General features: G+C 72.3%; 10 protein-coding genes and 2 pseudogenes. 2 read left to right on the forward strand and 10 right to left on the reverse strand.

The genetic code is table 11. From position 1 onward, the window contains the following. Positions 1-33 precede the first annotated feature (33 nt). Entirely contained in the window at positions 34-594 is a 561-nt protein-coding gene (locus OG509_RS04265) for a hypothetical protein (protein ID WP_406180234.1), read from the forward strand. On the opposite strand, the gene OG509_RS04270 is transcribed toward OG509_RS04265, so the two are convergent. From OG509_RS04270 to abc-f, 10 genes and pseudogenes are all read right to left on the reverse strand, one after another. Next, complete coding sequence (locus tag OG509_RS04270) at positions 585-3,380, reverse strand: hypothetical protein (RefSeq protein WP_406180236.1); 2,796 nt, start codon at positions 3,378-3,380, stop codon at positions 585-587. The genes OG509_RS04265 and OG509_RS04270 overlap by 10 nt on opposite strands. After that, complete coding sequence (locus OG509_RS04275; protein ID WP_406180238.1) at positions 3,377-4,489, reverse strand: AAA family ATPase; 1,113 nt, start codon at positions 4,487-4,489, stop codon at positions 3,377-3,379. The genes OG509_RS04270 and OG509_RS04275 overlap by 4 nt, the downstream gene beginning before the upstream one ends. A 37-nt stretch (positions 4,490-4,526) precedes the next feature. Then, positions 4,527-5,909 carry a VWA domain-containing protein gene (locus OG509_RS04280; protein WP_406180240.1) on the reverse strand — a complete coding sequence of 461 codons (1,383 nt, stop codon included), beginning with the start codon at positions 5,907-5,909 and terminating at the stop codon, positions 4,527-4,529. Continuing rightward, positions 5,906-7,264, reverse strand: a pseudogene (locus tag OG509_RS04285) (hypothetical protein); the annotation flags it as partial. The gene OG509_RS04280 and the pseudogene OG509_RS04285, both read right to left, overlap by 4 nt. A gap of 45 nt (positions 7,265-7,309) precedes the next feature. Beyond that, a pseudogene (locus OG509_RS04290) lies at positions 7,310-7,819 on the reverse strand (hypothetical protein); the annotation flags it as partial. Between the two features lie 90 nt (positions 7,820-7,909). After that, positions 7,910-8,194, reverse strand: coding sequence for a hypothetical protein (locus OG509_RS04295; protein WP_387292899.1), 285 nt, complete (start codon positions 8,192-8,194; stop codon positions 7,910-7,912). Between the two features lie 99 nt (positions 8,195-8,293). After that, positions 8,294-8,683, reverse strand: coding sequence for an ArsR/SmtB family transcription factor (locus tag OG509_RS04300; protein ID WP_406180242.1), 390 nt, complete (start codon positions 8,681-8,683; stop codon positions 8,294-8,296). A 180-nt stretch (positions 8,684-8,863) separates the two neighbouring features. Then, a complete protein-coding gene (locus OG509_RS04305; RefSeq protein WP_406180244.1) occupies positions 8,864-9,238 on the reverse strand; it encodes a hypothetical protein in 375 nt (124 codons plus the stop codon). A 207-nt stretch (positions 9,239-9,445) separates the two neighbouring features. Continuing rightward, on the reverse strand, positions 9,446-10,384 hold the full coding sequence (locus OG509_RS04310) for a virginiamycin B lyase (RefSeq protein WP_406180246.1): 939 nt from the start codon (positions 10,382-10,384) through the stop codon (positions 9,446-9,448). Positions 10,385-10,429: 45 nt separating this feature from the next. Further along, the gene (gene abc-f, locus OG509_RS04315) at positions 10,430-12,106 is read right to left on the reverse strand and encodes a ribosomal protection-like ABC-F family protein (protein ID WP_406180248.1); all 1,677 of its coding nucleotides are present in this window, start codon (positions 12,104-12,106) and stop codon (positions 10,430-10,432) included. Positions 12,107-12,224: 118 nt separating this feature from the next. Between abc-f and OG509_RS04320 the strand changes: the two genes are divergently transcribed. Next, a complete protein-coding gene (locus tag OG509_RS04320) occupies positions 12,225-12,896 on the forward strand; it encodes a TetR/AcrR family transcriptional regulator C-terminal ligand-binding domain-containing protein (RefSeq protein ID WP_406180249.1) in 672 nt (223 codons plus the stop codon).

A 12,896-nucleotide genomic window follows, 5' to 3' on the forward strand; every position in this document is an offset into this window, starting at 1 on the left:
GCCGACTCAACGATCACGGGGGAAGCCATGTCCATGCCCATGCCCAGATCCATATCGATGTCGACGCTGCGGGGTACCGCGGTCCTCGCCGCAGCCCTGGCGGCGCTCAGCGTCTCCTGCAGCACGAGCCCGAAGGAGAGCGCACCGCCCGCCGCTTCGTCCGCGCCCGCGGCCACCCCGAGCGCAGCGGCAACCCCGAGCGCTGCGGGCTCCACGGCGCCCGACGCCTCCGCGCCCGCATCGCCCCCGGCGCAGTCCCGTACGCCTTCGCCGCAGCACTCCGAGCCGGTGAGCCTGGTCCGGGACGCCTTCGCGGGACTCCAGGCCACCCTGGGCGAATCGTGCACCCCGGGCAACTGTGCCTACTTCCTCGGCCGGGTCTACGACGAACTGCACCGCATGGACGCGGCGATGAAGGCCGACCCCAAGGGCCCCGGCCACTTCCCCGAGCCCATCGCCCTGATCAAGAAGCTCGACGCGGAGCTCGCCGGGGACCGTTCCTTCGAGAACCTGAAGAAGCACCAGACCACGCTGATCGGCACCCGCGACAAGATCAACACCTGGATGCAGGGCCACCCCGACGACTACCGCTGACGGGCGGCCAACAGCGCCTCCAGGGCCTGGGCGGTGTCCGGATGGCGCGTGACCAGGGCCGCGCCCGCCCGCGCCGGAGCCGGTGCGGTCCACGTGCCCCCGCAGCCCAGCAGGTCGGCGACCGCGTCGCAGGTCTGCGGGTGGGCGGTCAGCAGCGCGGCGGCTCTGCCGCGGGCGGGCAGCACGGCTGCCACTGCCGGCTGGTCCAGCCACGGCGGCACCCACGTGTCCAGCGCCGCCAGCCGACCGGGGAAGATCCGCCCGGCCTCGCGGATCAGCAGCGGAGCCAGTTCGGCGCCGTCGGACCGCAGCGTGGTGATCAGGGTCGGCAGCCAGGGCAGCAGCACCGGATCCGGGAGCCGCGCGAAGGCGTTCGACACCGCCTCCACGACGAAGTCGGCCAGCTGCGGCACCGGCTCCAGCGCGTGCAGGAATCCGCTGAGGTAGCGCGGATAGGCGGGCACGACGAGGGGGTTGCCCAGCAGTTCGTCGCACCGCGCGCGCAGCTCCGTACGGGAGAGCTGCCCGAGGTGCACCCGGGCCGCCCACAGCAGCGCCACCTTGGCCGGCTCCTGCGGATGCGACTGCGCGAAGGCCAGTTCCAGCTGGGTCCGGTCGCAGCCGAGCGACAGGGCCAGGCCCTCCATGCTGAACAGGAAGCCCAGCATGGCGGCGACCTGCCGGACGGTCGCGTCCTCGTCGGTGAACGCCGTCGGCAGCAGGGTGCAGTAGTGCGCGTAGCCCGTCTTGGCGAACGACTCGATCCACGCGGGCAGCACCGGTTCGCCGGTCCGGTAGTAGGCCAGCAGCCTCCGCACCCGCCGCAGTACTTCCGGCGCGCCGTCGACGCTGCGCTCGGTCGCCAGGATCTCCAGGGCGCGCGTGCCCAGTTCGTCGGCGAGGCGGCGGCTGCGCAGGTACAGCGTCGCGTCCTCCACGGCCTGGAGCACCGTCGCCGTCGTCGCCTGCGGTCCGTACGCGGTGCGCCGCAGGCGCTGCTCCAGGACCTGCTCGATGCTGACGCCCTCGTAACCGAGCTCGATCAGCGCCCGTTGGTGCGTGCCCAGCGCGAGGTCCCAGGACTCCTGGATGGGCCGCTCCCCGAGCCGCCGCTCGCCCATGATCGGCCGCGCCGTGCCCTGCGGCATCAGGTGGCGCAGCATCCACAGGACGTCGGAGCACTTCTCCAGTTCGGGGCGGGAGGCCATGTCCAGCAAGGCCCGCTGCACACCGCGCTGCTGGAGCCGCAGACCCAGCGGTGCGAGCCGGTCGTGTACGTCGCGCGCCAGCGGCGGCAGCGCGTCGTAGCCGACCTGGCCGATCCGGTCGCCGCCCATCATGATCTCGACGAGGCGGCGCACGTCGCGCCGGCCCGGCACCGTGTCCTTCTCGATGCAGGTGATCGCCGCGTCCTGGAAGTCGTACGGTGTGGGCTTGGCCCGGTCGCGCATGCCGGCCAGCAGGATCGACGTCTCGAAGACGGCGATCGCGTCGGCGGTGGAGGCGAGGTAGCCGGCCCGGCGCGCGGCGCGCACGATCTCCACCGACCAGCCGAGCAGTTCGGCCTCGTCCAGCCGGTCGAGTACGGGCGGACGCCGCAGGAACCCGGAGAGCATGTCGGCGGCCGAATCGGAAGCCGGCTCCGGCGCCGCCGGGGTGGGAGCCGCCTTCCGCGGCTTGGCCGCCTTCTTCGTGCCCGCCTGCCCCGCGAGCCGGAACGGCCGTATCCGCGTCCGCTTGAGGTTCTTCGCCCACTGCGTGGCCGCGATCGACACGGAGCCGGCCGCGAGGCCGAACTGCGCCTCGATCGCCGCGTGACTGGACGGGATGAGGCCGTACTGCCACGTACTCGCGCTCGGCGCGCTGATCTCGAACGTGTCGGCGCCGTGGACACCGAACTCGGCGACGCGGCTGGCCGCGTGGAACGCACCGCAGACGTACAGGCAGTCGGCGGGATCGGTGCCGGACGCGGCGAGGTGCTCGCGCATCCTGGTCCACATGTAGCGCTCGCGGTCCTCGTCCACGCGCACCCGTGCCGGGTCCCCCGGCGCCAGCCGCCGGAACAGGCTGCCGATCAGCAGCATGACCTGCCGGTACGTGTCGTGGTCGCTGTCGCCGAGGGGCAGTTCGACGTACTGGTGCCACCACTCCGACCAGTGCCGCACCCGGCCGTGGTGCAGCAGGTGCTCCTCCAGTTCGGCGAAGCGCGGCTCGGCCGTCGGGGGCGTGTCCGGGTCGGCCGGCTCCCCGGCCGACCGCGCCGCGGCGTCGTCCGCCTGCCACTGGAAGACGTGGTCCGAGGAGCGGTCGACCAGGACGAGCTCGACGCCCGGCGTGTCCAGCGCGTAGGCGATGGCCTGGTACTCGGCCGAGGCCTCCGTGATCGGTGCGACCACCGACAGCGGGGCCCATTCGGCCGGGAAGCCGTCGACCTCGCTCGCGAACGCCTGCACCGCCACCGGGAGCCGGCAGTTGCGCAGCTCGGTCAGGAGCGGGGCCATGTCCTCGCAGAGCTCCAGGTAGACGACCTTGGGCTGCTTCTCCCGCAGTCGGCGCGCCATCGCGACGGCCGAGGCCGGCGAGTGGTGGCAGACGGGGAAGACCTCCAGCGGCTCGCGTACGGCGCGGTCGACGTCGTCGACGATGCCGAGGAGGATCCCCTCCAGCGCGTCGGGTCCGTCGGCGAAGGCGGTGGCGGCTTCCTGGAGCTGCGTGCGCAGCGCGTCGAAGGTCGTGCCGTGCTGTACGGGGCTCTCCTGTACTGAGGTCTCCTGCGCGGTGCTCATGACAGGGTGGCGATCGCGTCGCGGCCGCCCTCCAGGAACTCCGGCCAGGAGCCGCCCTCTTCCTTGCTGCGCGGCTCGACGACTCCGTGCAGGTACTTGTTGAGGATGGCCAGGTCCTCCGGCTCGCGCCGCGCCAGCGATCCGACGAGCGAGGAGGCCAGCGTGTGGGCCGTCAGGGTGCGCTCGCCGAAGAAGTTGCTGTGCAGGATCGCGTCCTCGAGCACGCCGATCTGCTCGGCGGTCGACAGCGCCGACTCCAGCTTCTCGTCGTCACTGCCGGCCGCGGCCGCCGAGGCGCGCAGATCGGTGAAGCTCTGGATCAGTACGTCGAGCAGGGTCGGCGGCACGTCCAGCTCGATGTGGTGCCGGCGCAGCAGTTCCTCGGTGCGGAAGCGGACGATCTCCTCCTCGCTCTTCTTGTTCGTCACCACGGGGATGCGGACGAAGTTGAAGCGGCGCTTGAGCGCGGAGGACAGGTCGTTGACGCCGCGGTCGCGGCTGTTGGCCGTCGCGATGACGGAGAAGCCGGGCTTGGCGAAGACGATGTTCTCGCTGTCCAGTTCGGGGACCGAGATGTACTTTTCCGACAGGATCGAGATCAGGGCGTCCTGGACGTCACTGGTGGAGCGGGTCAGCTCCTCGAAGCGCCCGATCGCGCCGGTCTCCATCGCGGTCATGATCGGCGAAGGGATCATCGACTCCCGCGACTGGCCCTTGGCGATCACCATGGACACGTTCCAGGAGTACTTGATGTGGTCCTCGGTGGTGCCGGCCGTACCCTGCACCACCAGCGTGGAGTTGCGGCAGATCGCCGCGGACAGCAGTTCGGCCAGCCAGCTCTTGCCTGTGCCGGGATCTCCGATCAGCAGCAGGCCGCGGTCGGAGGCCAGGGTGACGATGGAACGCTCGACGAAGCTGCGGTCGCCGTACCACTTCTGGGAGATCTCCCGGTCGAGGCCGTCGGAGCGCTCGGACCCCAGGATGAACAGGCGGACCATCTTCGGGGAGAGGCGCCAGGAGAAGGGCTTGGGGCCGTCGTCGACGGACTCCAGCCAGGCCAGCTCCTCGGCGTACTTGATCTCGGCGGGGGCGCGCAACAGGTCGGACATGTCAGGGCCTTTCTCGGAATTCGCAAGATTGGAGGTGTCAGGCGAGGAACGTCTTGAGCTCGTGGACGAGCTTGCGGATGTGGCCGGAGAGCACCGGCGTGCCGAGGTCCTTGAAGCGCTCCCGGAACCACGGATTGACGCTGCCTCGGCCGGAGCTGGTCACCGAGCCGACCGGGATGAACTTGGCGCCCGAGCGGTGGATGGCGGCCATGCTCTCGAACAGCGGCTCGGTCTGCCATTCGTAGAAGTCCGAGATCCACACCACGACGGTGTTGCGCGGCTCGGCGATCTTCGGCTGGGCCAGCGCCATCGCGACGGTGCCGTCGGTGCCTCCGCCGAGGTTGGTGCGCAGCAGGGTTTCGAAGGGGTCGTGCACCCACGGGGTGAGGTCGAGCGCCTGGGTGTCGTACGCGATGAGGTGGACGTCCACCTTCGGCAGTCCGGCGAAGATCGAGGCCAGGATGGTGCAGTTGACCATCGAGTCGACCATCGATCCCGACTGGTCGACGACCACGATCAGCCGCTGCGGGGTCGTCTTGCGCGCGGTGTGCCGGTAGTAGAGGCGGTCCACGTAGAGCCGCTCCTCCTCCGGGCTCCAGTTGGTGAGGTTCTTCCAGATCGTCCGGTCGAGGTCTAGGTTGCGGAACACCCGCTTGGGCGGGACCGAGCGGTCCAGGGCGCCGACCGTGGCCTTCTCCACCTGGGTGCGCAACACCTCGGAGACCTCGTCGACGAAGCGGCGGATCAGGGCCTTCGCATTGGCCAGGGCCACGCCGGACAGGTTGTTCTTGTCGCGCAGCAGCTGCTCGATCAGCGACATGCTCGGGGTCAGCCGAGCGGCGAGCACCGGGTCGGCCAGTACCTCGCGCAGGTGCATCCGCTTGACCAGGTCGGCCTCGATGGCGCCGAGTTCCGGGCCGATCCCCCCGGCCCGGGCGCCGCGCAGCTCGCCGGGCTTGCAGCCGAGCGAACGCTCCAGCCAGCCCGCGTCGGACTGCCAGCGGGACAGCTGCCCGGCCGTGACCGTACCGGAGCCGGAGGAGAAGACGTTGAGCAGCACCTTCGAGACGAGGGCCGCGCGCCGTACCTCGGTGGCCCGATCACGTCCGCCGTCGCTGTCACCCTCGCCGGCACCGGCTGCCGCGGACTCGGAGTCCGGCCCGGGCTCCGGCGGTGCCATCAGACCGTCGAACTCGGCGGCCAGCTCCGGGTGGCGCTGCACGATCGAATCGACGGACGCCTGCGGGTCCAGCAACGCGGTCGGCAGGCCGAGGTCCTCGACCACGGCCAGGCTCGCGGACTCCAGTGCCGCCTGCTCCTGCGGATCGAAGAGCCGGGCGAGGAGCCGCCAGTACAGCACCTGCCGGCGGTTGTCGTCGGGGGCGGGAAGCGCCTCGGCTCCCTGTTCCTGTCCGGTCATTTCCGCAGCAGCCTTCCGGCTCGTTCGCGCAGCACCGCCGCGGCGTCGGTGGCGGCCTTCTCGGCCTTCACCCCGGCCTTGTCGGCCGTGCCCCCGGCCCATGCCCCGGCGTGCACCGCGACCGCCTTCTTCCGTACGGTGGTTTCGACGGCGAGCGGCTGGACGGTGAAGGTCCCGGCGTCCCAGCGGAGCAGGCCGATGCACGCGTTCGACGTGGCGACGGCTTCCGGGGTGAGGGGTCCGGCGGTCGGGATCCGGTCCGCGTCCACGGCGAAATCGGCCCCTGCGACGGTCAATGTGAGCGCACCTTCATCGTCCGTACGGGTGGCGTAGCCCTCCAGGAAGACGGGTGCCGCGATCCGCGCCGGGTGCCGCTCCAGGGGCGCGGTAGCCGGAGCGCTCGCGGCGGACAGGGCCACGCGGGCGGTGGCGAAGGCGTCGACGGCCTCGCCCGGGCGGGCGTACGCGTCGCTCCAGATCAGGTCGCCCCCGGCGGTGACCGGCATGTCGGCGAGGTCCATCGAGCGGCCTTCGCCGGCCGCTGCCAGGAGCGACATGTGCGGTCGGAGCAGCTGCCACAGGCCGGCCCCGACGATCGTGTCCGGCTTCGGCGCCGAGACGCCGGCCCGCACCAGCCGGGGTGCGGTCCCGTCCGCGGGCTCGAACACCGCGTGGACCTGGGCCTGTACGGCGGTCGCGTGCTCGTGCAGGTCGACGCCGAGCGGCAGGAGCCGGCCGGTCGCCGTCCCGGTCACGGGTACGTCGGCGGCGCCGGGCAGCGTCAGCAGCAGGGCACGCGACCACAGGTCGGCCCAGCGGCGTACGGGGAAACGGTCCAGGGTGGCACCCGGGCAGGAGGCGGCCAGTTCGGCGGCGAACCCGTCGAGGAGCGTCGCCGGGCGGCGCAGCGCCGGGTCGGGAAGCATCGCGGAGACGACCGGCGCCGACGCGGAGACCAGCTCGTGGTCGATGCCCTGCCAGCCGGTGCGGGCGAGGTCGCAGAGCCAGGAGCGGGCGGCGGCGAGCAGGTTCGGCGCCTGCGGTCCGCCGGGGGCCGGGACGCTCTCCTCGACGCGGGGCCGGCCGGTCACCTCCTCGACGCGGGTCGTCAGCGCATCGTGGACGGAGCCGAGCAGTGCGGTACGGGCGGCGGCCAGGGCCACGAAGTGGTCTTCGCCCGCGGCTCCGGCCGCCGTCTTCTCGGCGGCTTCGGCGACCCTGGCGGCCAGCGGGCTTCCCGCGAGGGCGTCGGCGAACCCGGAGAGAGCGGCGGCCTGGGCCGGCCGGGGGCGCAGGAGGCCGGCGACGAGGACCTCGTCGAAGGCGTCGACGGCGGCCAGGGCTTCGCCCTGCCCGGCGACGGTCCAGGCGAGCGGGTCGGTGCGGTCCCCGGCGCTCGTCGCCACCTCCCTGGTCGGCGGGAACCACTGCATCTCGGGCAACGGTGCGGTGGTCGGCGCGAGTTCCAGGTAGGCCAGATGGCGCAGGAACCGGCTGAACACGGGCGCGGCGGCCGCGGTGTCCCCCTGCGGAGGACGGGCGCCGACCATGTCGGCGGTGATGCCCGCCGCGGTCGGCTCACCGTCGGCGGCCGGGGCGTGCAGGTAGCGTGCGACGCGCGGGGCTCCGTACTGGAGCACCGCCTCGTTGATCAGGGCCCGGATGTGGTTGCAGAACGAGCCCCGCGCGCCTCCGCAGGGCCGGTTGTTGTTGGTGCTGCAGGTGAACGCGTAGGTACCGGTCGCGACCGACGAGACGTAGACCCGCTCTATGTCCGATCCGCTGGACACCACGCCCTGCAGGCGTCCGTCGGCGAGTTCGGCGAACGGGACCTTGGCGAGTTTGCGCGGCCGCGCGGGTGGCACCACCCGGGCCGTGCTCGACCTCTCCCAATCTGACAACGCACCCATCTCCTATGCAGCAAGGCGAGTTCCGCGCCATTCGGCGGACACTGCTGAACATAGGTGCGAGCACTGACAACGCCCTGGTCGCGGACGGTTCTAGCCTTCCGCCAGCTGGGCCACCCAGCCGTACGGAAGCTCGGCGCCGTCGAGCGTCACCGCTTCGACGGTACGCGTCAGGGGGTCGATGTCGGCCTGTACGCCTTCGCCCGCGTACCGCGGATAGCCGGAGGCCCCGAAGTCACCGGTGGCCTCGACCACGGCGGTGCGCAGCACGCCGCGCCGGGCGGAATCACCGGGCTCGGCGAGCCCCGGGCGCAGGACGACGGTGTACCGGTCGGGGGCCGATGCGGAGGCCGGGTCGGGCTCGGCTGAGGGGTTCATGCAGCCCAGGCTAGCCACCGCCCGGCCGATCGGCCGGTATCCCGAGCCCGCGCCCCGTTCGCGTCCGCCGACCGGCCCGACCCTGCGGCGTTCGGGCGGTCAGCGTCCGGGCCCCGCACCGGTTCCCGCATGACCGGTGCCGGCACCGGTGCGGGGTTCCACTTGGCGCAGTTCGGCGAGGAGTTCGCTCTGGCCCGCCAGCAGCTCCGTCAGGATTCGGCGGGCCGCGCGCAGGAGCTCGGCGACGTCGCCCCCGGCGAGGGCGTAGTTGACGGTCGCGCCCTCGCGCGTGGATATGACGATGCCGGAGCGGCGCAGGACCGCCAGTTGCTGGGACAGGTTGGACGGCTCGATGTCGATCTCGGCCAGGAGTTCGCGTACGGGCCTCGGACCGTTCTGCAGGAGTTCCAGAACACGGATCCTGACGGGGTGTCCGAGCATGCGGAAGAACTCGGCTTTCGCCTGGTACAGGGGTACCTGCTTGCCCACGAACGCTCCCCGCCGTTGCTTCGACCCGTGTATGCGGTCCGGGGCCGGTGAGTTGCCCGCCCCCTGCACCCATCATTCCGCCCGCCGGGCCCACGCGCGCCCCTGCTTGACCAATTTCGGATGTGCCGGATTGAAGAGTTCTTCAATTCGTGGGCATGCGTGGGCCCGAGGAAGCGGCGCCTAGACCTCCAAAGCGGATTCGATGCGCTTGAGCTGGTGCCGGGCCATGGCCAGATTGGAGTTCGACTTGTTCAGCACGACGTACAGGAACAGCCCGTTGGTTCCCCGGCCCCGCAGCAGCCGGATCAGGTGGTACTGATTCCCGAGGGTGATGAGCAGGTCTTCGATCTCGTCGTCCAGGCCGAGCATTTCCATCGCGCGGACCTTGGCCCGGATCACATCGGTGTTTCCCGCCGCGGCGACCGCCAGGTCGAGGTCCTTGCCGCCACCGAGCGTTCCCAGTGCCATTCCGCTGGTGTAGTCGACCAGGGCAACCCCCAGGGTGCCCTCGATCGAGGTCATCGTCTCCTTCAACGAGACTTCCACATTCGCCATCGGCGCCCGCTCCCTCATCTCCGCGTTCACGGCCGGCGCCCGCTTGCGCTGAACACCGGACCACTTGTGAGGCTGACGCTACTGAGCGTGCGTGGAAGCGTGGGGAGAACGGGAGATTTGACGGAAAACCTCCCACCCTTCGTCTAAGATCCGCCCGGCACGCACGGCCGTGCTCGCGTCCGCGTCCGTGCCCGCTTACGCGTCCGGTCAGCAGTTCCCGGACCGGCCGACGTCGAACCGCGTGATCGCGCCGTGCTCCAGTGCCACGTACAGGGCGCCGTCCGGGCCGAAGGCCAGGCCGTGGGGCTCGCTCCCCGGCGGGTCGAGCGGGTACGAGTCGACCCGGCCCGCCGGGGTGATGCAGCCGATCCGGCCCGAGCCCCACTCGGTGAACCACAGGCGGCCGTCCGGGCCGGCGGTGATGGCGTGGGGGCGGCAGGCCGCGTCGGCGAGCGGAAACTCGGTGACCTCACCGAGGGGCGTGATCCGGCCGATCCGCCCGGCCCCGATCTCGGTGAACCACAGCGCCCCGTCGGCGCCCGCGCAGATCCCCACGGGGGCGGCCTGTGCGGTGGGCAGCGGATGCAGGGTGACGTTCCCGTCCGTGGTGATCCGCCCCACCGCGTGCGCCTGGTTGAGGGTGAACCACAGCGCGCCGTCCTCCCCCGCCGTGATCATGGAGGGGAACGCGCCGGCCACGGGCAGCGGGAACTCCCGGACCTCGCCGTCCGTGGTGATCCGGCCGATCCGGTCGGCGTGCAGCTGTGTGAACCAGAGGGCGCCGTCGGGGCCCGCGGTGATGCCGTACGGGCCGCCGCCGGAGCCGGGGAGGGCGTACGAGCAGGCCTCGCCGCCGGTCGTGATGCGGCCGATCCGGTGGTCCTGGGTGCGGGTGAACCAGAGGGCGCCGTCCGGTCCAGCCGTGATGAGCGACGGGCCGCAGGACGGCGAGTCCAGGGCGTACGTGGCGAGTTGTCCGTCGGGAGCCAGCCGGGCGACGGCGCCCGCATGGACGAGGGTGCACCACAGCGCGCCGTCGGGGCCGACGGTGAGCGCGTACGGGCCCGAGGCCGGATCCGGGACGGGGAACGTGGTGAGCGCACGTCGCCCGGGGGACTCGGGAGACGTCGGAGAAGGTACGGGCACGGTGCCTCTTTCAGGGAAAGGGAGTGGGACGTGGACACGAGGGCGTCATGCGGGCGGCGGGGCCGCCTGAGCGTGTGCGTGTACGTGTGCATGCGGGTGCAGCTCCAGCCGGCGGCCCCGCCACCGGGCACGCAGCATCCGGTCGTGGCTGACGAGGACGACCGCTCCCGGGAAGCCGGCGAGGGCGGCCTCCAACTCCTCGACCAGCGCCGGGGAAAGGTGGTTGGTCGGTTCGTCCAGCAGGAGCACGTCGGCCGGTTCGCAGACCATGCGGGCCAGCGCGAGCCGCTGCCGCTGCCCCGCGGAGAGGTCCGCGATCCGCACGTCCAGGCAGGACCGGTCGAACAGGCCCAGGCCCAGCAGCCGTTCGGCGTGGTCCTCGGCGCTCCCCGCCCGCTGCCGCCCGAACGCGGCGAGCGCGCTGTGGCCGGCCGGACCGGGCTCGGCCAGCTGCGGCAGGTACGCCGTCCGTACCCCGCCGGGACGTACGACGTGCCCCCGGTCCGGGACGACCGCCCCGGCCAGGATGTCCAACAGGGTGGTCTTGCCGGCCCCGTTCGCGCCCGTGACCAGGATGCGGTCACCTGCCGAGAGGCTCAGGCCGACGGGTGCCAGCCGCCCCGCCACCTCGACGCCGGTCGCCTCCAGCAGCAGACCCCGCGCACCGCCGCTGCGCAGCGAGGGCGAGAAGCGCAGCGGCTGCGGCGGCGCGGGAACCGGGTGCGCGAGGAGCCGGTCCAGGCGCTCCCGGGCGTTGCGGACCCGGGAGGCCAGCGAGGACTGCACCCGGCCCGCCGCACGGTCGTACGCCATCTTGTTGCCGTCCTTCATCGCCCGGCCGGGCGCCACCCGGCGGGCCGTGACCGCAGCGGTCTCGCGCAGCCGGGCCACCTCCGTGCGCCAGGCCGCGTGGGCGTCGGCCCGGCGCTGCCGTTCGGCGGTCCTGCCGGCCAGGTAGCCGGCGTAGCCGTTGCCGTAGCGGGTGACGACGTGGCGGTCTCCGTCCACCTCCCACAGCGCGGTGGTCACCCGGTCGAGGAACACGCGGTCGTGCGAGACGGCGACCGTCGTGCCGGCGCGGCCCCGCAGGTGGTCTTCGAGCCAGTTCAGGGCGTTGTCGTCGAGGTGGTTGGTGGGTTCGTCGAGGAGGAGCACCTCGGGAGCGGCCACGAGCAGGGCGGCGAGGCGCAGGCGGACCTGTTCCCCGCCCGAGAGGGCGCCGACCGCGCGGTCCCGGTCCAGTTTCACCAGGCCGAGGCCGTTCAGGGTGCGCTCGACGCGGGCGTCCGCGTCGTAGCCGCCGCGCAGTTCGTACGCGGCGAGCAGGTCGGCGTACTCCGCGAGGACGGGGGGCCGGTCCGCGTCCTGTCCCGGCAGGTGCTCGATCCCGTCGGCCATGGCTGCTTCGAGCAGGCGCATCCGCCGCTCCATGGCGTGCAGTTCGCTCAGGGCGCGGCCGAGGATCCGCTGCACGGTGTGGTGGGCGGGGAGCTGTTCCTCCTGCGCGAGGTGGCCGATCCCGCCGTCGGCGTGAGCGAAGACCTCGCCGCGGTCGGGTACCTCCAGCCCGGCGAAGAGGCGGAGCAGGGTGGACTTGCCGGAGCCGTTCTCCCCGACGATGCCGAGGCGGCCGCCGGCGGGAACGGAGCAGCTGACCGCGTCCAGGACGAGGCGGCCGTCGTAGGACTTGGTGAGGTCAAGGGCGCTGAGCTGTGGGGTCATGGGGGTGTGCCGATCGGTCGCGGTGGGTGGCGGGCGCGGGTGCATGCGTGGTGTGCGCGCTGATGTGGACCATCGGAACCACTCCTTAAAGCGACGTAGGTTGCGTTAAGATCCTGACATGGACTCTCCTTCCTCCGCAAGCGATCTTCCTGAACCGGCCGTCCGCAGGCGCACCGGCGGCCGCGCCGCCCGCGTCCGCGGCCAAGTGCTCGCGGCGGTCGGGGAGCTGCTGGTCGAGGACGGCTGCGACAGCCTCACCGTGGACGCGGTCGCGGGCCGCGCGGGCGTCCACCGCACGACCGTCTACCGCAGGTGGCGGGATGTGGGCGGGCTGCTCGCCGATCTGCTCGACTCCGCGGCGGACGACTCCTGGAGCCCGCCGGACACGGGCTCGCTGGAGGAGGATCTCGTGGCCCTGAACCAGGAAGTGTTCGACGCCCTCGCCGACGGCCCGACCCTGACGACGGTCCTGATCACGGCGTCCTTCCGGTTCGACGACGCCGCCCGGGCCCTGAGCCGCTTCTGGGACGACCGCCACGCACGTTCGGCGCCGGTCGTCCTGCGGGCGGTGGCCCGGGGTGAGGCTCCCGCGGGCACCGACCCGCGCGCCGTGCTCGTCACCGCGACGGCCCCGCTCTACCACGAGCTCCTGTTGCTCCGGAGCGCACCGGACCCCGCGCTCCCGCGCCGCGCCGCCCGCGCCGCGGCCGCGGCGGCGCGGACGGGCGCCTTCACCGCCCACGCCCCCGCCCCAGCCCCTGCCCCTGCCCCTGCCCCCGCCGACGGCTAG

This window comes from Streptomyces sp. NBC_01006, assembly GCF_045162725.1.
GTDB lineage: Bacteria > Actinomycetota > Actinomycetes > Streptomycetales > Streptomycetaceae > Streptomyces.

Bases quoted from the DNA above. Each gene is read 5' to 3' on its own strand.
- OG509_RS04265 (WP_406180234.1), top strand. From the start codon at position 34: ATGCCCATGCCCAGATCCATATCGATGTCGACGCTGCGGGGTACCGCG.
- OG509_RS04270 (WP_406180236.1), bottom strand. From the start codon at position 3,380: ATGAGCACCGCGCAGGAGACCTCAGTACAGGAGAGCCCCGTACAGCAC.
- OG509_RS04275 (WP_406180238.1), bottom strand. From the start codon at position 4,489: ATGTCCGACCTGTTGCGCGCCCCCGCCGAGATCAAGTACGCCGAGGAG.
- OG509_RS04280 (WP_406180240.1), bottom strand. From the start codon at position 5,909: ATGACCGGACAGGAACAGGGAGCCGAGGCGCTTCCCGCCCCCGACGAC.
- OG509_RS04295 (WP_387292899.1), bottom strand. From the start codon at position 8,194: ATGAACCCCTCAGCCGAGCCCGACCCGGCCTCCGCATCGGCCCCCGAC.
- OG509_RS04305 (WP_406180244.1), bottom strand. From the start codon at position 9,238: ATGGCGAATGTGGAAGTCTCGTTGAAGGAGACGATGACCTCGATCGAG.
- abc-f (WP_406180248.1), bottom strand. From the start codon at position 12,106: ATGACCCCACAGCTCAGCGCCCTTGACCTCACCAAGTCCTACGACGGC.
- OG509_RS04320 (WP_406180249.1), top strand. From the start codon at position 12,225: ATGGACTCTCCTTCCTCCGCAAGCGATCTTCCTGAACCGGCCGTCCGC.